Source organism: Rhizobium sp. 768_B6_N1_8, assembly GCF_051811225.1.
Classification (GTDB): Bacteria; Pseudomonadota; Alphaproteobacteria; order Rhizobiales; family Rhizobiaceae; genus Rhizobium.
On record NZ_JBPWPV010000001.1, the window covers coordinates 1,801,444 to 1,823,701 of the forward strand.

The 22,258-nt window shown below is 61.8% G+C and carries 15 protein-coding genes; 5 read left to right on the forward strand and 10 right to left on the reverse strand.

Annotated features, from left to right (window positions below):
• Positions 1 to 56: 56 nt before the first annotated feature.
• Complete coding sequence (folP, locus tag AB8B33_RS09190; protein WP_439015112.1) at positions 57 to 950, reverse strand: dihydropteroate synthase; 894 nt, start codon at positions 948 to 950, stop codon at positions 57 to 59.
• Between the two features lie 102 nt (positions 951 to 1,052).
• On the opposite strand from folP, the gene AB8B33_RS09195 reads away from it, so the two are divergent.
• On the forward strand, positions 1,053 to 1,682 hold the full coding sequence (locus AB8B33_RS09195) for a DUF922 domain-containing protein (RefSeq protein WP_113325669.1): 630 nt from the start codon (positions 1,053 to 1,055) through the stop codon (positions 1,680 to 1,682).
• 298 nt (positions 1,683 to 1,980) lie between these two features.
• On the opposite strand, the gene AB8B33_RS09200 is transcribed toward AB8B33_RS09195, so the two are convergent.
• Together AB8B33_RS09200 and AB8B33_RS09205 are read right to left on the reverse strand one after the other, a co-directional pair.
• Entirely contained in the window at positions 1,981 to 2,301 is a 321-nt protein-coding gene (locus AB8B33_RS09200) for a 2Fe-2S iron-sulfur cluster-binding protein (RefSeq protein WP_113325670.1), read from the reverse strand.
• 309 nt (positions 2,302 to 2,610) lie between these two features.
• Positions 2,611 to 2,982: an Hpt domain-containing protein gene (locus tag AB8B33_RS09205; protein WP_439015113.1), complete on the reverse strand. Its 372-nt coding sequence runs from the start codon at positions 2,980 to 2,982 to the stop codon at positions 2,611 to 2,613.
• A gap of 463 nt (positions 2,983 to 3,445) precedes the next feature.
• Here AB8B33_RS09205 and AB8B33_RS09210 point away from each other — a divergent pair, with 463 nt between their 5' ends.
• Positions 3,446 to 10,411, forward strand: coding sequence for a hypothetical protein (locus AB8B33_RS09210; RefSeq protein ID WP_439015114.1), 6,966 nt, complete (start codon positions 3,446 to 3,448; stop codon positions 10,409 to 10,411).
• A 180-nt stretch (positions 10,412 to 10,591) separates the two neighbouring features.
• A complete protein-coding gene (locus tag AB8B33_RS09215) occupies positions 10,592 to 11,458 on the forward strand; it encodes a D-alanyl-D-alanine carboxypeptidase family protein (protein WP_113325370.1) in 867 nt (288 codons plus the stop codon).
• A gap of 78 nt (positions 11,459 to 11,536) precedes the next feature.
• Here AB8B33_RS09215 and AB8B33_RS09220 read toward each other — a convergent pair whose 3' ends face one another.
• The 4 genes from AB8B33_RS09220 to AB8B33_RS09235 are packed head-to-tail and all read right to left on the reverse strand — an operon-like array spanning position 11,537 to position 15,577.
• Entirely contained in the window at positions 11,537 to 12,151 is a 615-nt protein-coding gene (locus AB8B33_RS09220) for an ABC-type transport auxiliary lipoprotein family protein (protein ID WP_007826825.1), read from the reverse strand.
• A 23-nt stretch (positions 12,152 to 12,174) separates the two neighbouring features.
• Positions 12,175 to 13,545 carry an MlaD family protein gene (locus AB8B33_RS09225; RefSeq protein ID WP_439015115.1) on the reverse strand — a complete coding sequence of 457 codons (1,371 nt, stop codon included), beginning with the start codon at positions 13,543 to 13,545 and terminating at the stop codon, positions 12,175 to 12,177.
• A gap of 9 nt (positions 13,546 to 13,554) precedes the next feature.
• Complete coding sequence (locus AB8B33_RS09230) at positions 13,555 to 14,406, reverse strand: ABC transporter ATP-binding protein (protein ID WP_113325372.1); 852 nt, start codon at positions 14,404 to 14,406, stop codon at positions 13,555 to 13,557.
• Between the two features lies 1 nt (position 14,407).
• The gene (locus AB8B33_RS09235; RefSeq protein WP_439017205.1) at positions 14,408 to 15,577 is read right to left on the reverse strand and encodes an ABC transporter permease; all 1,170 of its coding nucleotides are present in this window, start codon (positions 15,575 to 15,577) and stop codon (positions 14,408 to 14,410) included.
• Positions 15,578 to 15,678: 101 nt separating this feature from the next.
• On the opposite strand from AB8B33_RS09235, the gene dgcA reads away from it, so the two are divergent.
• Positions 15,679 to 16,662, forward strand: a complete 984-nt coding sequence (gene dgcA, locus AB8B33_RS09240; RefSeq protein WP_439015116.1) for an N-acetyl-D-Glu racemase DgcA — start codon at positions 15,679 to 15,681, stop codon at positions 16,660 to 16,662.
• On the opposite strand, the gene AB8B33_RS09245 is transcribed toward dgcA, so the two are convergent.
• Together AB8B33_RS09245 and AB8B33_RS09250 are read right to left on the reverse strand one after the other, a co-directional pair.
• On the reverse strand, positions 16,614 to 17,834 hold the full coding sequence (locus AB8B33_RS09245) for an MFS transporter (RefSeq protein WP_439015117.1): 1,221 nt from the start codon (positions 17,832 to 17,834) through the stop codon (positions 16,614 to 16,616). The two genes, dgcA and AB8B33_RS09245, sit on opposite strands and share 49 nt — an antisense overlap.
• A gap of 193 nt (positions 17,835 to 18,027) precedes the next feature.
• Entirely contained in the window at positions 18,028 to 18,840 is an 813-nt protein-coding gene (locus AB8B33_RS09250) for a UDP-2,3-diacylglucosamine diphosphatase (RefSeq protein ID WP_439017206.1), read from the reverse strand.
• A 491-nt stretch (positions 18,841 to 19,331) separates the two neighbouring features.
• Here AB8B33_RS09250 and AB8B33_RS09255 point away from each other — a divergent pair, with 491 nt between their 5' ends.
• Positions 19,332 to 21,644 (forward strand): NADP-dependent malic enzyme, encoded by a 2,313-nt coding sequence (locus AB8B33_RS09255; protein WP_439015118.1) that lies wholly within the window; start codon positions 19,332 to 19,334, stop codon positions 21,642 to 21,644.
• Positions 21,645 to 21,692: 48 nt separating this feature from the next.
• Here AB8B33_RS09255 and AB8B33_RS09260 read toward each other — a convergent pair whose 3' ends face one another.
• Positions 21,693 to 22,226 (reverse strand): ribonuclease H family protein, encoded by a 534-nt coding sequence (locus tag AB8B33_RS09260; protein WP_439017207.1) that lies wholly within the window; start codon positions 22,224 to 22,226, stop codon positions 21,693 to 21,695.
• Positions 22,227 to 22,258 lie beyond the last annotated feature (32 nt).

Genomic DNA, 22,258 nt, shown 5'->3' on the forward strand with positions numbered 1-22,258 from the left:
ATGTCGCGCAAAAGTGCGTAGCGGTTTTGCGACAACGACATGCGAAATACAAAGATTTAAAGCGTGGCACCCGGATCTGATGGATCGTGACACGCTCTAGAAGCGTCGTTCCGAGCGGCCAGCATAGCATCGGCTACGGCAAGCGCATCCCTGTTGATTGCGACATTGTGTACCCGGAAAACAGCCACCCCCTGCAGCCTGAGAAGCGCGCTCGTCGCCGCCGTCGCCGCATCGCGCTCCGCCGGCTCCCGGCCGGTGACGGCGCCGAGGAAGCGCTTGCGCGACGTGCCGGCCAGAAGCGGCAGGCCGAAGCGGTGCAGCTCTTCGAAACGCGCCATCAGTTCCAGATTTTCCTTCGGCGTCTCCTTGGCAAAGCCGAAGCCGGGATCGAGCACGATGCGGTCACGCAGGACACCGGCAGCGGAAGCGATCTCCAGCGAACGCTCGAGAAAAAAGACCTGGTCATCGATGATATCGGCAAGCTTCTGCCGGTCGCGGCCCGTATGCATGATGCAGAGCCCCGCCCCGGTTTCAGCCGACAGCGTGGCGATTTCAGGCTCCTTCTGCAGACCGAAGACGTCGTTGACGATATGGGCGCCGGCACTGATGGCACGCCGCGCCGTTTCCGCGCGATACGTATCGATGGAAATCAGGGCTTGCGTGCGTCTGCTGAGCGCCTCTATGACGGGCAGTACGCGCGCCTGTTCCTCCGCCGGGCTGACGTAGGCCGCATCCGGCCGGGTCGACTCGCCGCCGATATCGAGGATTTCGGCGCCGTCTGCTACTGCCTGCAGCGCATGCTCGACGGCACTGTCGACCGTGTCGTAGCGCCCGCCGTCGGAGAAGGAATCTGGCGTCACGTTGACGATCGCCATGATCACCGAGCGCTTGTTGAGCTCGATCTCGCGGCCATGGGCCACACGCCAGAAACTGCTATCGAGCTGCTTCACCAGTCTAATCCCGTCGCTAGCCAAAAAAGCCGCTATCCGATATTGCTCTTGCGGTGGCTATGCCCCAAGCTCCGCCAAACTTCAACACAGGTTCAGTTCAGAATGCCGCTTGCGTTGCGTTATATGCGCCTTCCCATCGCCTTTTCCATGATTGCCTTTTTCCTCTGCGGCCCCGCGGCTGCCGAAGTCGTTGCAACGAAAAGCTATTCCTATTTCGATATTAAGGGAAAGACGGCCGACGAGCTGGACGATGAGCTGAGCCGCCGTGGCCCTACGGCGAACGGCTCCTCCGCTCGCCATCCCGGCGCCACCAAGATCCGTTTCGGCGGCGAGGCGACTTATATCCAGGACAATGGCCGCTGCCGTGTCGGCAATGTCAAGGTCACCGTCCACACACAGATCATCATGCCGCGCTGGAGCAACCGCAAGGGCGCGAGCCGCGAGCTGTCGATGATCTGGGATGCGCTGTCGAGCGATATCAGGCGCCATGAGGAGCGCCATGCCGAGATCGCCCGCACTCAGGCGCGTGTCATGGAACGTGAACTCAAGGCGCTGCCTTCGCGGCGCAATTGCGAGGCCATGCAGGAGCTCGTTTCGGATGTGTCGGCTCGCGGGGTAGAGGAGCACGACAAGTTACAGGCCCGATTCGATCGCGTCGAGGCGGTCAATTTTCAGAATCGCATGCTGCGACTGCTCAACAACAGACTCAAGGGCAAGGGCGGCGAAAGATAAGCTCTTTTTGCCCACAATGCGAGCAAAGAACGTTAGCTGCCCAATGAAACTTGTGCGAAGCTTGTGGAACTCCCAGCCTTTTACCGGTCATTTTTCATTCTGGTGGACTCAACCGGAACGCGGTAATATGACTATATTCGAAAGTGCAGTAAGGCAGCTGGCTTTCGTGACTGTGTTCTCCTGGCGCGTTCCGAAGCCGCGGGTGTTCCTCCCTCATCCGTAGGTAATGCGCCCGCCTCGCCTCGCCCGCCTCCGGCGTGCGAGGCTCTCTTTTTGGAAAGAGTTGCGGTTTTGGGAGTTAAGCCTGCCGTTCCGGCACGTGCACGGTGAGCCCGTCCAAGGCAGCCTTCATCCTGATCTGACAGGAAAGACGCGAGGTCGGGCGCACGTCGAAGGCGAAGTCCAACATATCCTCTTCCATCGCTTCCGGCGGGCCGACGATCTCAGTCCACTGCTCGTCGACATAGACGTGACAGGTCGCACAGGCGCAGGCGCCGCCGCATTCGGCCTCAATGCCGGGCACGGAATTGCGGACCGCATTCTCCATTACGGTGGAGCCTTGATCGACATCGAGATCGAAGCGCGTTCCGTCAAAGGCGACGATGGTAAGTTTGGGCATCAGGATTAGGTTCCGGTCTTTCGTAGTAGATGGGCGGATTTTCTTCCGACAATTCGGCGCGTCAGTCAACATTGCCTGATCGCCCCGAGATTCGCAGATCGGCCAGGGTTGCGCCATTCTCTATGCGTCACGGGGGAAGTCGCAAAAAGACCCGCCGTTCCGCTATGGAACAGAAGGCCTACGGTATCGGCCCGAAAATCGGGATCGATTTTCGGAAAGCCTGATGCGTAGATTTAGAAAAAATTGAGCCTGTATGTGCGTCAAAATGGACGCACATACAGGCTCAAGGTCAGCCCAACCTGTCCTGCCTTATCCGCGGCAGAGTTTCAGAATGAAATTCTCGGCGTCGACGACGGCTGCACCCAACGCTGCCATGGCGGTCGCGTCGCCATTGTTCTCTTCGACGGCTTCCGCCGATTGCGAAACCCGGAAGGCGCCGACTGAGCTTGCGGCTCCCTTCAGGCGGTGTGCCGCAGCACCGATCCTGGCAGACTCGCCGCTTGCAATGTCCTGCAGGCAGGCGCGCGCCTGGCGCGCAAACATCTGGAGAACTTCGATTTCCACCGTCTTGTCGCCCATCGTCTGGCGCGCAAGATGAACAAGGTCGATCGGCCTGATCTTGGAGGGCGAAGGCCCCGTGGAATTGTCAGGTGCTTCGAATGCGATACTCACTGCTGCCATTTGCCAATTCTCCCGTCTTATATCGTCCGCGCTTGCTACTGTTGTGCGGTCGGAGAATGGCGATCCCGTTAAATTCCGGCGCATTCGGGGCGAAAATCTAACCATATGGTTAACGTCCCTTAAATATCGCTAAAATATCGGCTTTTAGGCCGCTTCCAAAATTTAAAGGTGTTAACAACGGGTTAAGAGGGATGGAAACGCAAGGGTTCATTAATTGTGTAGGCAGCCCAGATGTGTCACTACGATACTGTTGAGGCGGGCTCATGCCGCGCGCCTTTGCCGACAGAGTGGATAATGGTAGTGTTTTGATACCTTTCGTTTGAAAAATCGGCTATCTACTCTGAAATGACATGCTTATCCGTCCGTCTTGGATGGAAGGCTGGCACGGCAAAGGTTCTTTCCGGGCAAAGGCGGTTGCCCGGATGCGCTGCCGGACTGGCCGGGAATTGCGAGGCATATCGGAATGGCGAATAACAAGTACAATGAATCGATCGAGGACAAGGCGTTCAAGGCATTGGACGAGGCGCTTCAGATCGATTTCGGCCAGGAGAACGTGCCGTCTCGCCGCGGCAACGCGCCCCACGCCCCGGAGGCTAATGTGACTGACCCATCCAATGCCCGTAATCAGTCCCAGGAAGAAGCACAGCGCCGCCGCGGCCGCTCTGGCCGTACAGGCGATCAGCAGGCTCCGCGAGCACCGGCCTTCGCCCCGGCTAACGACGCCAGCCGCAATTCTCCCGCTTCGCTTCTGAAGTCGCTGGAAAACGGCTCCAGCCGCCCTGCCCTGCGCACGGCCGCTCTCGTTTCCATCCTGTGGGTCATCATCGGCCTCGGGCTGATGTTCATGCTCTATGCGCCGCAGATCTCCCAGATCCGCTCGCTGACCGATCTTGCCGCCCTGCCGGGCGTGATCGCCGGCATTGTCGGCATCATCGTGCCGGTCATGATGTTCTATGCCTTCGCCATCATGATCTCGCGCGCCCAGGACATGCGCAACGCCGCCCGCTCCATGGCTGAAGTGGCGCTGCGCCTTTCAGAGCCGGAAACCATCGCGTCTGAACGCATCATGACGGTCGGCCAGGCCGTGCGCCGCGAAGTCTCGGCGATGAATGAAGGCATCGAGCGCACCATTGCGCGCGCCTCTGAACTCGAAACGCTCGTACATTCCGAAGTGAATGCGCTGGAGCGTTCCTATGCGGATAACGAACTGCGCGTGCGCGGCCTCGTCCACGAACTCGGCTCCGAGCGCGAAGCGATCGTCAATCATGCCGACCGCATCCGCTCCTCGATCGCCGGTGTTCACGATCAGCTCAAGGAAGAACTGTCGCTCGCGACGGAAGAGATCGCTATCCGCCTTGCGACCTCGGGCGAAGCCTTCGCCTCGCTGATCGATACGCGCGCTGCCGCGATCATGGAGAAATCGGACAGCGCCATGCAGTCGCTCGGCACGCTGCTGGCCGCCAAGACCGATACGCTGCTCCATACGCTGACCGCATCCGGCCTTGCGATCGGCAATGAATTCGACAACCGCCTAGACGCGCTGACCAATACGATCAACGAACATGGCGAGCGCCTGCTCACCCAGTTCGAGACGCGCGCCTCGACGATGGATGCGAGCACGGAGCGCCTGAACGCCGCCCTTCAGGAGCGCACTCAGCAGCTCAATGAAATCCTGGTTTCCCGCACCCGCGAGATCAATCAGAGCCTGACCTCTGGCGAACGCACGATCGGCGGCACGCTCGACGACGTGCTCTCCAGGCTGAATGCCGCACTCGACGAAAAGGGCGCCAGCTTCCGCCAGAGCCTGCAATCGACGGCCGACGATGCGGTCATGGATCTCGACGTGCGCTCCGGCTTCTTCGAGGAGCGCCTGCAGACGACTGTCGCCCAGCTTTCGACCGCCTTCGACGAACGCGTCGCCGAATTCACCGATGCCTTCGACAAGCGCTCCGGCTCGCTCGACACCAAGCTCATCGAAAGCCTCACCCGCATCAACGAAACGCTGTCGGGCAACGCGGATTCCATTGAAGGCATCCTCAATACCAATATCGAGCGCCTCGGCACGTCCATGAGTGAGCAGTCGCTGGCGCTGGCGACCGCCTTTGCAACCGGCCAGGAAGTGCTGGATAGCACGCTTGCCGACCGCGCGGGGGAAATCACCTCGGCGCTATCGACCCGTACCGGCGAACTCGGCTCGGCGCTGAGCAACGCCACGTCGGAAATCTCGCTGGCGCTCGCAGCTGGCACCTCCGAACTGCAGAACAACCTCGCTGCCCGGGCAGCCGAATTCCGCGATACGCTGCAGACGACCACGACCGAACTCACCACTGCCGTCGACAGCGGCACCGAAAGGGTCACAGGGGCATTCGGCGGTCGCGCCGAAGAGCTGAGCAGCGTTCTCGCCGCCCGCGCCGCCGAAATCACCGATGCGCTGAAGACTGCGCATACCGGCATCGACAGCGTGATGGCCGAACGCGGCGGAGCGCTGATCGGCGCGCTTGCAGACCACCACGCCCGCTTCGACGAGGCGCTCACGAGCCGTTCCGAAGCCATCATCAATACTGTCTCGGGCACGCATGACCGTCTCGCCGAAACCCTCGACGAAAAGGCGATGGCGCTGGCGATCTCGCTGAACGAGACGCAGTCGCGCATCGAAGACACGCTCTCGACCCATTCGGAATCGCTCATCAATGCCGTTTCCGGCACCAATGACCGCCTCTCCGAGACGCTGAAGCAAAACCAGACCCGTATCGAGGATACGTTCGCGGCCCGGTCCGAGTCTTTCCTCAGTGCCATCTCCGGCACGCATGACCGCCTCTCCGATACGCTTGACGAAAAGGCAATGGCGCTTGCGATCTCGCTGAATGAAGGCCAGGCCCGTATCGAGGATACGCTTGCGACCCGCTCGGAGGCCATCATCGATGCCGTCTCCGGCACGCATGACCGCCTCTCCGATACGCTCGATGAAAAGGCAATGGCGCTTGCCATCTCGCTGAATGAAGGCCAGGCCCGCATCGACGATACGCTTGCCACCCGTTCGGAGGCACTGCTCAGCGCCGTTTCCAGCACGCATGACCGTCTCGCCGACACGCTCGATGAAAGGGCGATGGCACTCGGCATCTCGCTGAACGAAACGCAGTCGCGCATCGAAGACACGCTCTCGACCCATTCGGAAGCGTTGATCAACGCCGTCTCGGGCACGCATGACCGCCTCGCCGAAACGCTCGACGAGAAGGCCATGGCGCTCGGCATTTCGCTGAACGAGACGCAGTCGCGCATCGAGGATACGTTGTCGACCCGTTCGGAGGCGTTGCTTAACGCCGTGTCGGGCACGCATGACCGCCTTTCCGAAACGCTCGACGAAAAGGCAATGGCCCTTGCCATCTCGCTGAACGAAAGCCAGAGCCGCCTGGAAGACACGCTGACGGCGGGCACTGATGCTTTCGTCCATGCTGCCACCGGCACGCATGACCGGATCGCCGCATCGCTCGGCGAAAGCCAGCTCCGCATCGAGGAAGCACTCACCAGCCGCGCCGAATCCATCGTCAATGCCGTCACGAACAGCGCCGACCGCCTGTCCGATACGCTTGACGAAAAGACCATGGCGCTCGCCATTTCGCTCGACGATGGCCAGAGCCGCTTCGAATCCGCGCTCGAAAACCGCAGCAACTCCATTATGGACACCGTTGCCAATGCCGAAGAGCGTGTTGCCGGCGCCTTTGCCGACCGCACGGAAGCGATCCGCGCCGCCTATACGGATAATCAGGCACGTCTGGAAACCGCGCTTGCCGAGCACACCTCCACCCTGTCCGAAGCCCTCGATGCCGGCAGCGCCCGCATGGAAGGCATCATCGGCAGCATGACGGGCCGCATCGAGGATGGCCTTACCGACGCCCAGCAGCGTATGGCCGCCCTTGCCAACGATGCCGCAAGCAACGTCGAAGGCGGGCTCGCCGCCGCGCATGACCGCATCCGCACCACGCTTGACGACCGCACCAATGCCATCACGCTGACGCTGACCGAGGCTCACAACCTCATCAACGACACGCTCTCCGAACAGGCGACCTCGATCGGCACGTCGGTTGCGACGAGCATCGGCATGCTCGAAATGTCGCTGGAAGATCGCGAGGCCGCGATCCGCACTGCGATCGATAAGAGTGCACAGTCGCTTGAGGATCGCATGCGCGAAGGTGCCGGCCAGATTGCCGGTCGCTTCCAGGAAGCCGCCAACACGATCTCGCGTTCGGCCGCCGATTTCTCCGGCCATCTCGACCACTCCGTCGACAACCTCACGGGCCGCTTCACGGAGACCGGCACCCGCGTCGAAGCCAGCCTTGCCGCCATCGAGGCTCGTATTGCCGATGGTGTCGGCGGCGTGGCCGACAAGGTTGATGCTGCAGGCAGCCATCTCTCCGGCCTGTTGGATGACAGTATCTCCCGTCTGGGTTCGATCGGCGACGACACAGCCCAGCGTATCGCCGCAACGCTCGGCAACAGCGCCGCAAACCTGACCCAGGCACTCGACAGCCGCACCGCCAGCCTGACGGAAGCTTTCGACGGCCGCGCCGCCAGCCTGACGGATGCGCTGCATGCCGGCAGCGCCAACCTCACCCAGGCCCTCGACAACAGCAGCGCAAACCTCACGCATGCTCTCGACAGCCACAGCGCCAATCTCACCCAGGCTCTCGACAGCCGCCGGGCACATCTTGCCGAAACGCTCGACAGCGGCAGTGCGAACATGGCCCAGTCGATCGACGGCCGGACCTCGGCCCTGAGTGACATGATGGATCGCGGCACCGCGCGCATCGAAGAGCGTCTCTCCACCATGGACCGCGCTCTGACCGTCGGTCTCGATGCCGTCAACCGCACGATCGAAGGCAAGGCAGCCGGTCTTGCTGCCAGCCTGCGCAACGCCGTTGCCGAAGCTGCCGAAGGCATGGATGGCGAAGCCACCAAGTCCTCGGAACTGCTGAGCCGCACCGGCCAGCAGTTCGCCGAAGCCATGGACGAGCGCTCCTCGCAGATCGTCAACCGCGTCGCCGAGGCACAGAGCCGCCTCGCCGGCCAGGCTGCCGCCGTTGCCCAGACCTTCTCCGAGGCCGGCAACGTCATCGTCAACAAGGTGGCGGAAGCAGAAAACATCGTCAGCAGCCAGGTCAGCGCCATCAATCATGCGCTCGCCGATGCCGGCCAGACGCTGGAAGCGCATGGCAATTCGATCCGCTCGACGCTGACCGATGCCGGCAGCCAGATCACATCCAGCATGGCCGAAGTCGACCGTGCGCTGGAAGCCCGCAGCAGCATCATCCGCTCCAGCCTGGAGCAGCGTGCCCGCGAAATCGACACCACACTCACCGATATCGACAAGGCGCTGGAAGCACGCGGCAATTCGATCCGCACAACGCTCGACGAGCGCACCCGCGACTTGAACTCCATGCTTGCCGGCCGCTCCACCGAGCTGACGCGCATTCTGGATGAGACGGCACGGCCGATCATCGACCGCTACACCGACGCCGGCCAGGAAGCTGCAGCCCGCATCACCGCGGCAGCAAGCCTCAGCGCCGAGCGCCTGCGTGCGGAAAATGAAGTGCTCACCCAGGCCGTCGCCGCCCGGGCCGAAAATGTCGCCAATGCCGTCGCCGCCATCGAGAACAGCCTGACGAACAACGTCAACGGCCTTGTCCAGCGCCTGTCGGAAAGCAGCGCGGCCATGTCCATGATGATGACGCGTGCCGCCGATCAGCTGAGCGGCGTCGACAGCCGCCTCGGCGACACGACCACGCGTTTCACGGACTCTGCAGCCAAGGCTGCCGAAATGGTCTCCGCTTCGACCCGCCTTCTCGAAGGCAAGGTCGATCGCCTGTCGGATATATCAGGCCAGACGCTCGCCCAGGTCGGCGGCATCATCGGCCGCTTCGACGACCATTCGAAGGTTCTCGGCCAGGCCTCGCAGCTTCTCGCTGCCGCCCAGTCCGGCCTTGTCTCGACGCTGGAAGAGCGTGAGACCGCCCTGCAGACTTTGGCAACCGGCCTCGTGCAGCGTTCGGGTGAGATCGAAAAGACCATGCGCGGCCTCGGCGGCATGATCGAGATGGTCTTCGAACGTGCCGAGCAGCGCTCCAACCAGGTCACCGGCACATTGCGCCAGAGCGTACAGGCCTCGTTTGCCGATATCGGACGTGTGCTTTCGGATACCGAGAAGCGCGCCGAGGAAGCAGCGTCCAACATGCGCGAAGCGATCAACCGCGCCGGCGAGGAAGCCAATGCCACGATCGACACCAGCTTTGCCAATGTCGAGCGCCGCTCCGGCGACCTCACCAACCGCCTGCGTGGCGGCCTGACGGCCTCGCTCTCGGACGTCGAGCGCATGCTCGGCGAAGCCGGACGCGCCTCCGACAGTGCAGCACAGAACCTGCGTGAATCGCTCCGCGATGCGATCGACGACGCTGTCGGCCGCTTCTCGGGAGCAACGGAAGATATCCGCCGCTCCGCAACCGATATCCGCAGCGAACTCGACGCCACCCGCGCCGAGCTGAAGCGTGGCGCCTTCGACCTGCCGGAAGAAGCCAAGGAAAGCGCGTCCGCCATGCGCCGCGCCGTCGCCGAGCAGATCAAGGCCCTGCAGGATATTTCGCAGATCGTCGGCCGCTCCAGCCAGCGTCTGGAACTCTCCGAGCCCGTTGCCCGCACGCTTGCCCAGGCTGAGCCCGCTCAGCGTGTCACCCAGCCGGTGATCCCGACGGCGCCTGCCCCGCAGCCCGCACCGACGGCACGCCAGTCGATCGAATCCATGGGCCTGCGCGGCACCATCGCCCCGACCCCGGCAGCAGCACCCGCACCAACTCCAGCTCCGCAGCGTCCGGTCGCTCAGGCTCCCCAGCCGGCTCCGGCTCCCGCTCCGGTCAGGCAGGAAGCTCCGCGCACGGAAGCCACCAGCGGCGGCTGGATCAGCGATCTTCTGCGCGGCGCCTCGCGTGAAGAGACCGAGGAAGCATTGCGTGCCGCCCCGGCCCGTCCGGCAGCGGAAGCCGCCGCTCCGGCCCCTGCTCCCGCCCAGCGCGCCAATGACAGCCGCAACCCGCGCCATGTCGTTGAATCGCTGAATTCGCTCTCGGTCGATATCGCCCGCGCCATCGACCACGACGCCTCGGTCGATCTGTGGCGCCGCTACCAGCGCGGTGAGCGCGACGTCTTCACCCGTCGCCTCTACACGCTGAAGGGCCAGCAGACTTTCGACGAGATCAAGCGCAAGTACGATCGCGAGCCGGAATTCCGCACCGCTGTCGACCGCTATATCGGTGATTTCGAAAAGCTGCTCGCCGATGTCGCCCGCACCGATCCGAACCGCACGGTTACGCAGTCCTACCTCACGTCGGATACTGGCAAGGTCTATACGATGCTTGCCCACGCGGCGGGCCGGTTGAACTGAGTTGTCGGATGGAAGCCTGACATGGTGAGACAAAAGGGGTCATCTGTGGATGGCCCTTTTTTATTGCCCCGGCTCCTTCAATCCGTCACAAACATCCCTGATCCGCATGCACCACGGGGCAGTCCCCCATCAGACCATCACCAAGCCAATTGCTTGCCACGACAGAGACCGTAGACATTGATGACCAAGACGACTTCCCGGCTCATGGCCGCCGCCCTCTCGTCCGCATTTCTTTTGGGCATGTTCATTCAGGCCGAGGCCGGCCAGGCAAGCTTCCTCGTGGACGTGCAGACCGGCCAGGTTCTGGAAGCGTCCAACCAGGACGATCTGAACTATCCGGCATCGCTGACCAAGATGATGACGCTCTATCTCACCTTCCAGGCGCTGCATGACAAACGCCTGACCTGGGATCAGAAGATCACCATGTCTGAAAATGCCGAGAGCAAGGAGCCCTTCAAGCTCGCTGTCGGCGCCGGCCGCAAGGTCACGGTCAAGGAGGCTGTCGAAGCCATCGTGGTGCTGTCGGCCAATGATGCGGCCGTGGCCCTTGCCGAACAGCTCGGGGGCTCCGAACAGGCCTTCGGTACGATTATGACGGATGAGGCCCATCAGCTCGGCATGAAGGACACCGTCTTCAAGAACCCGTCGGGCCTGCCGGATCCGGCGCAGGTCACCACGGCACGCGATATGGCCACACTCGGCGTGTCGCTGATGCGAGACTTCCCCGAAGAGTTCAAGCTCTTCTCGATGCGCGGCTTCCAGTTTCGCGGTATGAAGCTGCGCGGCCATAACAACCTGATGTACCGCTACAACGGCGTCGACGGCATCAAGACCGGCTTCACCGACGCATCGGGCTACAATGTCGTGACATCCGCAGCGAAGGACGGCCGCCGCGTCGTCGGTGTGGTCATGGGCGAAAAGACCGCCAGCCTGCGCGACGACAAGATGGCCGGCCTGCTCGACAGCTACCTGCCCTCCGCTTCGACCGCGACTGCATCCGCGACAGGCGGCAACCCGACGATGACGGATGCCCAGCCGACCAAGTAAGTCGTCCAGACAAGCCAGGAACGAATAAGGCCCGAAACCGTCTGACGGTTTCGGGCCTTATCTCTATAAAGACAAGGTTTAGATCGACGTCAGCGTCCAGCCAACAATCTGGTCGGTGACCGATGTAAAGGCACGGCCTAGTCCCTTCACGAAACTCACGTTGTCGCCGCCGGCCGGAGCAGTGGCCCGGAAGACCTGCTGGGCACGCACTGTGCCGTTTCGATCGTTGAGGATCTTGGCGGAAATCTCCACCACAGCCTTGTTGCCAGACGCTGCGTCGATCTCGAAGGAGCGGATGTCGGTCACGAGTTGATAGTCGATCGCCAGTCCCTGCCCCGGCTTTCCAACGCCGCCAAGCTTGCCGGAATTCTCGAAGGCCTGGACGAGCTTCGATTGCACCATCCGCGGCAGCGTATCGCTCCACTGAGAGCGTGACAGATACTGGATTTCCGAGGGCGAAACGCGGATGACGATCTGGTCGCTGTTCAGCGCCTTCAATGCCGTCGGATCGGCAATCAGGATCTGCTTGCTCTTGGCCGACGGACCGGTGCCATCGACCGTGGCTGCCGAGAGATCATAGGTGTCGTTCTTTGCCGTCGTTCCGCAGCCTGCAAGAAGCGCTGCCGTTAGCGGCAAAATAATCGCCGTTCCACGGATCCAGGAACGGCGCGACATCACATGCGATAGACCCATATTACGCTACCCCTGACCTCTGTTTAGCGCCGCGTGCGCCCGTCATATTGCTTGACCGTCGGTCCGCCGAAAATGATCCGCTGCGGATTCTGGTCGAAATTGCTGATGGCATTGTTGAGATTGTTCGCCGTGCCGCGCAGCTCGTTGACCAGCGTCTGCACGTCACCCAGGCCACTGCCCGAGAACCGCTGCAGATTGTCGGCGATCGGCCCGATGCGCGTATTGACGTTGTCGGCGACCTTCTTGAAGGATTCGAGCGTCGCGCGCGCCTCGGTGAACAGCGAATTCGTATTGTCGGAGCCGAGCAGCGCATCGACCTTGATGAGGATGCCGTCGACGCGCGTCGACGCCGAGTTCAGCTTGTTCGCCATCTGCTGGACGTCCTGGATCGTCTGGTCGATATCCTTGCGGCGGTCAGCGACCGTGGTGGTCACGTCGCGGATCGACGCGACGGCGGCGCGCGCATCCTTCGTCGCCTGGGCGATATCGTCGACCGAACCCTTGACCTTGTTGGCGTCGATGGCGGCGACCAGCGTATCGACGCGATCGAGCGTCACCTGCGCCTTCTTGCCGAACTCGTTGTAGGTCGTCACCGTCTGGTCGACTTTGGCGACCAGACCCTTAAGATCACTCGAGGCATCGGCCACGTCGCGGCTCACCTTCTCGGCATTGCTCAGGATCGTATTGATCTTTTTGGCATCGACCGCCTTCACTAGGTCCTCGACAGCCGCAAGCGTCGAGTCCACCCGGCCCGAGACGTTGCGCACCGTATTGGAGAGATCGCCGACGCTCTGCAGGAAGCTGTCGATATTGCCGGAATTCTTGGCAAGCGCATCCGAGAAGGTTTCTGCATTCTGCAAGGTCTTGGTCAGCGGCCCGCGCGCATCGCGCACAAAGCCCTGCACGTCGCCGACAGCGTCATTAGCGCGGTCGAGGATCTTGTCGGCGGTTGCGAGCAGGTTGGTGACACTCGACTGGTCGGCGACGATCACGGCGCGCTTGCCGCTTTCCAGCGCCTGCTGGAGAATGTTCTTGTCTTCCTTGCGGCCACCGGAAAGCTCGATATAGGCAGCACCGGTCAGGCCCTGGATTTCAAGGGCGGCCTTGGTGGACGGATAGATCGGCGCATCCGAGCGCACTTCGGTAAAGGCTAGCGAGTATTGCGGATCGTCGGCATCGATGGAGAGAGACTGCACCGAGCCGACCTGGATGCCGTTGAATCGAACAGGCGAACCGACGCTCAAACCGTTGGCGGAGCCGGGAATGCGCACGATCAGCTCGGCCATCGGCCCGCTGCGGCCATATTCCGCCATCCAGTAGACGAAGCCGAATGCGGCTGCGATCACCAGAACGGTGAAAAAACCGACGATCGTGTAATTGGCTTTGGTTTCCATCGTCTCCGGTCACTTCCCGCTGTCATGCTGCGCCCGGGCCGCCGGCGCGTCGTCCTGCGGCACGATCGAACGCGCGCGCTTGCCCTTGAAGTAGGCCTGAACCCACGGATCGTCGTAGGCCAGCATGTCGTCGATCGTTCCTTCCACCATTACCCGCTTCTTTCCAAGCACGGCAATACGGTCGCAGACCGAAAACAGGCTGTCGAGGTCGTGGGTCACCATATAGACGGTTAACCCCAGGCTATCGCGCAGATTGGCGATCAGCTCGTCGAATTCCGCAGCACCAATGGGATCGAGGCCCGATGTCGGCTCGTCGAGGAAGACGAGTTCGGGATCGAGCGCCAGTGCGCGGGCGAGTGCTGCACGCTTGATCATGCCGCCCGACAGCTCCGACGGATATTTGTCGGCCGCATCGGCTGCGAGCCCCACCATGCGGATCTTCAGATGCGCCAGCTCATCCATCAGCGAAGCAGGCAGATCGAGATATTCGCGCATCGGCACCTGGATATTCTCCTTCACCGTCAGTGAGGAGAAGAGCGCGCCCTGCTGAAAGAGAACGCCGAGACGCATATCGAGTGCATTGCGCTCCGGCTCGTCCAGCTCGTCGAAATCCTGCCCGAGAATCTTGATGGTGCCGGAACGGCGCGGCAGCAGGCGAAGCACGGTGCGCATCAGCACAGATTTGCCGGTGCCGGAAGCGCCGACGAAGCCGAGGATCTCACCGCGATAGATATCGAGATTGAGCTTGTCGAGCACGACCTTGGGGCCGAAAGCGACTGTGACGTCGCGCGCCGACAGCACGACATCCCGATTGCCGTTTTTGCTCGTTTCGATCGGTTGCTGATCCACGTCGTCCGCCATGTCAGAAATCGATCGCTGCATAGAACATCGCAAAAAGCCCGTCCATCAGGATGACGACGAAAATTGCCTTCACGACGGAGGCCGTCACATGCTGGCCGAGCGATTCGGCACTGCCGCCGACCTTCAGGCCCTCGACAGCTGCGACGATGCCGATGACGAGCGCCATGAACGGCGCCTTGATCATGCCGGCCAGTATGGTCGAAAGCGTTACGGCCTCATGCAGGCGCGACAGGAAGGTTGCGAATGTAATACCCGAATAAAGATAGGCGACGGCGGCGGCACCGGCGAGCGACGCGAAGTTGGCGATCACGGTCAGAAGCGGCAACGCAACAGTCAGCGCCACCAGCCGCGGGAAGATCAGCACGCCGATCGGGTTGAGGCCCATCACCTTCAGCGCGTCGACCTCTTCACGCATCTTCATGGAGCCGATCTCGGCGGTGATCGCGCTGCCAGAGCGGCCGGCGATCATGATGGCGGTCAGAAGCACGCCGATTTCACGAAGCTGCAGGATGCCGACGAGGTCGACGACGAAGATTTCCGCACCGAAATAACGAAGCTGGAAGGCGCCCTGCTGCGCGATGATCGCGCCGATCAGGAAGGACATCAGCAGGATGATCGGAACGGCGCGCACGCCCATATGGTCGATCTGGTTGACGATCGAAGCCGGCGAAACGCCGCTGCCGCGGCCGAATTTCATCTGCGCGCCGCGCACCGCCGAACCGAGGATATACATGGAAGCGGCGACATTGTCCCAGACGTCGAGGGTCATCCGCCCGATCGGTGCGAGGATGCGCTCGACGATCGAGAGCTTCTCCTTCTGCTCGGGCTCCTGCTTTTCAGGCTCCTTGGAGAAGGTGGCGATCAGCTCGTCGATATGCTCGTTCGTACCCTCGAAATGAACCGGTCGCCCCGCCTCTTCCTGCTGTTTCTTTAGCCGGCAAAGCAACCAGATGCCGGCTGTGTCGATATCGGTGACATCGGAGAGATCGAGCGTCAGGTCGCCGCTCTTGTTGCGCGACAATTTCTCGAAATCCTGCAGGACGAGATGGATGTTGGCGCTGCGCCAATTGCCTTCAAGATGCACAAGCTGGCCCGAGCCTCCGGCTCGGTCGTCCACATGCAGCGAGGCGGCGTTGCGTTTCTCGGACTTCAAAATACTTGTGTCTTTCAATGCTTGCAGCGACAGTCCCGACTCGCGAACATAATATTCGCCGCCCGGCGCGTTAATATACAGAAGCAACGCGCAATTTCCATGCTCGCAGGAGAGCAAATATGCCGCGCCACCTTGATATCCAGATGAATTCATTCCCGATTGCGGGAACTTTCACCATCGCGCGCGGGGCAAAGACCTCGGCGGACGTGATCACCTGCACGCTGGCGGAGGGAGGCGCCAGGGGTTTGGGCGAATGTGTGCCCTATCGCCGCTACGGCGAGACGATGGAAAGCGTCATGGCGCAGATCGAAGCGGCCCGCCCGCTGATCGAGGACGGCATTTCGCGGACTGGATTGCTGCATGCCATGCCGCCGGGAGCGGCCCGCAACGCCGTCGATTGCGCGCTGTGGGATCTCGAAGCCAAGCTTACGGGCAAGAGCGTCGCCTCGCGACTCGATCTGCGCAAGCTGAAGCCGCTGACCACGGCCTATACGATCTCGCTCGGCGAACCCGACGTCATGGCGGCCCAGGCCCGCGAGCATGCGCAGCGCCCGCTCCTGAAGGTCAAGGTCGGCACCGGCGACGACGAGAGCCGCATCCGGGCGGTGCGCGCCGCCGCGCCCGATTCCGCCATCATTCTCGATGCCAATGAGGGCTGGCCGGAAGACCGGCTGGAACATCATCTGCGCATTGCTGCCGAAGCCAATATCGCGCTGGTAGAGCAGCCGCTGCCGGCCGGACGCGACGACATGCTGGCCGAGATTGCCCGCCATGTGCTCATCTGCGCCGATGAAAGCGTCCACCACACCGGCGACCTTGCCAGCCTTGCCGATCGTTACGACGCGATCAACATCAAGCTCGATAAAACCGGTGGCCTGACGGAAGCGCTGGAAATGAAGGAAGAAGCACAACGGCTTGGCTTCTCGATCATGATCGGCTGCATGGTCGGCACATCGCTGGCGATGGCGCCTGCCGTGCTTTTGGCGCAGGATGCCGATTTCGTCGACCTCGACGGTCCGCTGCTGCTTGCCCGCGACCGCGAGCCCGGCCTGAATTATGCCGGCTCTCTCGTATTTCCGCCGGAAGCCAGCCTCTGGGGCTGAAGGTAATAGGCGATGATGACGAGGGCGAGCCCAAAGGCGGCGACACAGGCCATGACATAATAGCTGTCGAGGCCGAGCGCGGAATAGATATAGCCCGAAGCGATCGTCATAAGGCCCGAGGCCATGCCGATATAGAAGAAATAGGCACCCTGGGCCGAGGCTTCCTGCGTCTCCTGCACCGTCGCGACGATGCGCCGTTGCACGCCGGTATGCACGAAAGCATAGGTGAAGCCGTGCAGGCATTGCAGCATGAAGAAGCCGATAAAGCTGGTCTCCGTCGGGAAAAACACCCAGCGGCAGATGCTGACGGCGCAGCCGAAGCGGATCAGTGTCCAGGCATTGAAGCGGCGGTTGAGGCGCCGCGACAGGAAGAACACCGTCACCTCAGAGGCCACCCCCGCACTCCAGAGCATGCCAACTTCGGCGCCCGAAAAGCCGAGCTGGTGCCAGTAGATCGATGAAAAGGCGTTGAGCAGCGCATGGCTTGCCTGCTGGATCGAAACGCCGAGCAGCAAAAGCAGCAGATGCGGCTCGCGCAGCCCGCTGCCCGTAGTCGCCGGAAGATTGATCGGCTGGCCGCGCCGCCGTGTCGGCCCGATACGGGGACAGAAGACCGCCATCGTAATCGTCAGCACGAAGCCGAAGATCATCACGGGCAGCACCATGCCGCCACCCCAGCGCCCGACCAGCTCGCCGCCGGTGAGCGTCGAAATAATGAAAGCGATCGAGCCCCAGACGCGCATGGAGCCGTAATCAAGCCCCCAGCGGCGCACACCCGAAATCACGATCGATTCGACGACGGGCACATAAGGGGCGAAGGTCGCGCCCTGTAGCGCAAAGACGATCAGCACCGGCCAGAAATTGCTTGTCCAGTAGAGCGCAATCGCCGTCAGCAGCGAGAGGATGCCCGACCATAGGAGCACATGCGCCCGCTCCTGCATGCGGTCGGCAAAGACCGCCACGATCGGCGCCACGAGAACGCGCACCACCATCGGTACGGCGAGGATCGTGCCGATCTGATGATCGTTGAACTGATGAGTCGCAAGCCAGACGGGGAAGAAGGGCAGGACGATACCGTTGACCAACAGCGGCGCACTGTAACAAAGCGCGCTAAGCTGCCGGAAGCGCGGCGGCGCTCCCTCACCCATCGAGGGATTTTGTGCGGGAATCATGATGGACCTGAAGGAAACTGTGCGTTGCCTAACACATCCCATCAAACACGACTATGGCGAGAAATAGCCCGATCGAAACGATACGGATATAAATCGAAACGATTTAAAAAATAAATAGGGCCTGTCGCCTGATGGCAACGGCTAAATTCATGATGCACCGGCGGAGACCGCCGATGCGGTACGCACACATTATTCAGGCAGCCTGCGGGGCGAGATCGCCCTCTTCCAGCAATTCGACCGATGTCAGTGCTGGCACGTTGCTGGTCAGCGCACGCCAGGTGATGAGTTCGAACGTGCCGTCTTCATGCTCGACGATCGCCGTGCAGCTTTCGACCCAGTCGCCGGTATTGATGTAGCGGATGCCGTCCATATCCTCGATCACGGCGTGATGGATATGGCCACAGATGACGCCGTCGGCGCCGCTCTTGCGGGCTTCCTCGGCAACCACACGCTGGAACTCGCCGATGAAGTTGACGGCGTGTTTAACCTGCAGCTTGGCCCAGGCCGAGAAGGACCAGTAGGGCATGCCGAGGTGGCGGCGGACCGCTGCGAGCACGATGTTGATGCGGATCGCCGTGTCGTAGGCCCAGTCGCCGAGATAGGCGAGCAGACGAGCGTTGCGCACGACGACGTCGAATTCGTCGCCATGCAGGATCAGGTACTTCTTGCCGTCGGCGCCGTCATGGATGATGCGCTCGACGACCTCGATGCCGCCGAAATGCATGCCCGGAAAGGCGCGCAGGAATTCGTCGTGATTGCCGGGAATATAGACGACGCGCGTACCCTTGCGCGCCTTGCGCAAGAGCTTCTGGACCACGTCGTTGCAGACTTGCGGCCAGTACCAGCTACGCTTCAGGCGCCAGCCATCGACGATATCTCCGACGAGGTAGATCGTGTCTGCCTCGTGGTATTTCAGGAAATCCAGCAGGAAATCCGCCTTGGCGGCTTTCGAGCCGAGATGCACATCGGAAATGAAGAGGGTGCGGAAGCGCCGAGGTTCCATCATGTCTGTCACAAGCCTTTCCGCTCGTGTCCCATCGTTCTTCGTCTGGTCTTCCAAAATCAGACTCGTGTATCAGGAAGATGACAAACCGAAGGAAAGGCCGGCAAAGCCGTTCAATCCACCGGTTAGAGCCTTGCCTGGTCAGATTGCAGCATTCTGCTGGCTCAAACGGAGTCGGCCGGTCGATCAGGCGGCCCGTTTCAGCCAACCCCGGTGGTTTGCTTGCAAACCGGCTAGGGCCGGGCATCTTTCCGCCAGGATCAGAAGCGATCGGCTCGGACTTACTTGGGGTATGCCCTTCGCCAATCGCTTCTGCCCTGACGAAAACCTGCTCCGGCAGAATGCTGCAATCTGACCAGGGAAGGCTCTTAATGTCAGCTCCCCATTACCATCAGGTCAAAAAGTTCCGCTGCGGCCATTTCCGTACTGTTCCGGCCGGTCGATTGATGTATGGAGGAGTCTTCAAAAGACTTCGAACAACGCTGGAGGCGGCGATGGATCACCAGGAAAAATCCAAATCGGAAAAGAATTTGACGGGCGGTAGCCTCGACGAGCAGGCGCTTTTCTTCCACCGCTATCCACGCCCCGGCAAGCTGGAAATCCAGGCGACCAAGCCGCTCGGCAACCAGCGCGATCTGGCGCTCGCCTATTCTCCGGGTGTCGCCGCGCCCTGCCTCGCCATCCGTGATAATCCGGAGCAGGCCGCCGACTATACGTCCCGTGCCAATCTCGTTGCCGTCATCTCCAACGGCACCGCAGTACTCGGCCTCGGCAACATCGGCCCGCTCGCCTCCAAGCCGGTCATGGAAGGCAAGGCTGTCCTCTTCAAGAAGTTTGCCGGCATCGACGTCTTCGATATCGAAGTGGATGCGCCAGATGTCGATCAGATGGTCGCTACCGTCGCCTCGCTCGAGCCGACCTTTGGCGGCATCAACCTTGAAGACATCAAGGCCCCGGAATGCTTCCGCATCGAGAAGCAGCTGCGCGAAAAGATGAAGATCCCCGTCTTCCACGATGACCAGCACGGCACCGCAATCATCGTCGCCGCCGCCATCCTCAACGGCCTGGAACTCGCCGGCAAGAAGATCGATGAGGTGAAGATCGTCGCGTCAGGCGCCGGTGCGGCAGCCCTTGCCTGTCTCAACCTGCTGGTGACGCTCGGCGCCAAGCGCGAAAACATCTGGGTCCACGATCTAGAAGGCCTCGTCTATGAAGGCCGCGTCGAGCTGATGGACGAGTGGAAGGCGATCTACGCCCAGAAGAGCGACACGCGCACGCTCGCCGAAAATATCGGCGGCGCCGATGTCTTCCTCGGCCTGTCCGCTGCCGGCGTCCTGAAGCCGGAGCTGCTGGCGCAGATGGCCGACAAGCCGCTGATCATGGCGCTTGCCAACCCGACGCCGGAAATCATGCCGGACCTCGCCCGCGCTGCCCGCCCGGATGCGATGATCTGCACCGGCCGCTCGGACTTCCCGAACCAGGTCAACAACGTCCTCTGCTTCCCCTATATTTTCAGGGGCGCGCTGGACTGTGGCGCCGAGACGATCAACGAGGAAATGAAGATGGCGGCCGTGCGCGCCATCGCGGCCCTCGCCCGCGAGGAGCCGTCGGATGTTGCTGCCCGCGCCTATTCCGGTGAAACCCCGGTCTTCGGTCCCGACTATCTCATCCCCTCGCCCTTCGATCCGCGCCTCATTCTGCGCATCGCGCCTGCTGTCGCAAAGGCTGCTGCCGAAAGCGGCGTCGCCCGCCGCCCGATCACCGATTTCGATGTCTATCTCGACCATCTGAACCGCTTCGTCTTCCGCTCCGGCTTCATCATGAAGCCGATCTTCACGGCGGCAAAGACGGCAGAGCGCAAGCGCGTCGTCTTCTCGGAAGGTGAAGACGAGCGCGTGCTGCGCGCCGCTCAGGTTCTGATCGAAGAAGGCATTGCCGAGCCGATCATCATCGGCCGCCCACAGGTCATCGAAACGCGCCTGAAGCGCTACGGTCTGCGCATCCGCCCTCTGTCGGATTTCGAGGTCATCAACCCCGAAGACGATCCGCGCTTCCGTGAATATGTCGATCTCTATCTGCAGCTGGTCGGTCGCCGCGGCGTCATCCCGGAGGCAGCGCGCACCATCGTTCGTACCAACACGACCGTCATCGGTGCCCTGGCGCTGAAGCGCGGCGAAGCCGATGCCCTGATCTGCGGCCTCGAAGGGCGTTACGAGAAACACCTCCGCGACGTGCGCCAGATCATCGGCAAGCGCCCGAATGTGCGCGATTTCTCCGCGCTCAGCCTGTTGATCTCGCAGCGCGGCGCGACCTTCTTCACCGACACCTATGTGACCTTCAATCCGACGGCCGAGGAAATCGCCGAGGCGACAGTGCTGGCAGCTGAGGAAATCAAGCGCTTCGGCATCACCCCGCGCGCTGCCCTCGTCTCGCATTCGAACTTCGGCTCGCGCGAATCCGAAAGCGCCACCAAGATGCGCAATGCGCTGCAACTGGTGCGTGAAGCGGCTCCTGATCTCGAGGTCGACGGCGAAATGCACGGCGAAAGCGCGATCTCCGAGGAGCTGCGCCGCCGCGTCATGCCACACACGACGCTGCATGACGAAGCCAACCTGCTGGTCTTCCCGAATCTTGATGCGGCCAACATCACGCTCGGCGTCGTCAAGTCGATGACCGATGGCCTGCATGTCGGCCCGATCCTGCTTGGCACCGCAATGCCGGCCCATATCCTGGCGCCGTCGGTCACGTCTCGCGGCGTGGTCAACATGGCAGCGCTTGCTGTTGTCGAGGCATCGCAGCCGGCGTAAGCCGCGCTGCGGCCGTCTGCGAAGCGACGGCCGTTGGCATAGGGCATATCAGGCACGCCGTATGGATCGGCGTCCCTGATCCGAAAGCTCATCGGCGCGTTCGTTACCTTCAATGCCGGAATGGCCCTTGCACCAAGCAATCGCTATCAATGGATTCTGGGATAGCGCGATATCGACGGCTTTCCAGAGTCCCGCATCTGATATCGCCCGGTTTCTGGCCTTGCCACCTGGGTTGCTTTTCTTCCAGCCATTGTTCCTCCAGATAGGACGCCAGCTGTTGCAGCCGTCGACGGCATAGACGGAATCGCACCAGATGACCGCTGCCACGCCCTCGGCTGTGCGGTTGATCCAGATTGCCGCCTCGAGCACTGAAGTCAGTTCCATCGCATTGTTGGCGGAATTTTCTACGCCGCCGAAACCGGACGCGATTTCCACGCCATCGCGGTAGGCGACGAAGGCCCACCCGCCCTGCCGCGTACCGGGCTCATAACAGCCGTCCACGAAAACGTGAAGGCCGTGTCGGGGTTCCGGTTTTACCGGTGTCGTTGAGAGAGAACGAATCTCGTCGGAAATTCCTGTCATATCAGCCATTTAGATATCAGCGGGCTCCCGCG

Coding starts and splice junctions, on each gene's coding strand:
- AB8B33_RS09195 (WP_113325669.1), top strand. CDS start 1,053: ATGCCGCTTGCGTTGCGTTATATGCGCCTTCCCATCGCCTTTTCCATG.
- AB8B33_RS09200 (WP_113325670.1), bottom strand. CDS start 2,301: ATGCCCAAACTTACCATCGTCGCCTTTGACGGAACGCGCTTCGATCTC.
- AB8B33_RS09205 (WP_439015113.1), bottom strand. CDS start 2,982: ATGGCAGCAGTGAGTATCGCATTCGAAGCACCTGACAATTCCACGGGG.
- AB8B33_RS09210 (WP_439015114.1), top strand. CDS start 3,446: ATGGCGAATAACAAGTACAATGAATCGATCGAGGACAAGGCGTTCAAG.
- AB8B33_RS09215 (WP_113325370.1), top strand. CDS start 10,592: ATGACCAAGACGACTTCCCGGCTCATGGCCGCCGCCCTCTCGTCCGCA.
- AB8B33_RS09220 (WP_007826825.1), bottom strand. CDS start 12,151: ATGGGTCTATCGCATGTGATGTCGCGCCGTTCCTGGATCCGTGGAACG.
- AB8B33_RS09225 (WP_439015115.1), bottom strand. CDS start 13,545: ATGGAAACCAAAGCCAATTACACGATCGTCGGTTTTTTCACCGTTCTG.
- AB8B33_RS09230 (WP_113325372.1), bottom strand. CDS start 14,406: ATGGCGGACGACGTGGATCAGCAACCGATCGAAACGAGCAAAAACGGC.
- dgcA (WP_439015116.1), top strand. CDS start 15,679: ATGCCGCGCCACCTTGATATCCAGATGAATTCATTCCCGATTGCGGGA.
- AB8B33_RS09245 (WP_439015117.1), bottom strand. CDS start 17,834: ATGATTCCCGCACAAAATCCCTCGATGGGTGAGGGAGCGCCGCCGCGC.
- AB8B33_RS09250 (WP_439017206.1), bottom strand. CDS start 18,840: ATGATGGAACCTCGGCGCTTCCGCACCCTCTTCATTTCCGATGTGCAT.
- AB8B33_RS09255 (WP_439015118.1), top strand. CDS start 19,332: ATGGATCACCAGGAAAAATCCAAATCGGAAAAGAATTTGACGGGCGGT.
- AB8B33_RS09260 (WP_439017207.1), bottom strand. CDS start 22,226: ATGACAGGAATTTCCGACGAGATTCGTTCTCTCTCAACGACACCGGTA.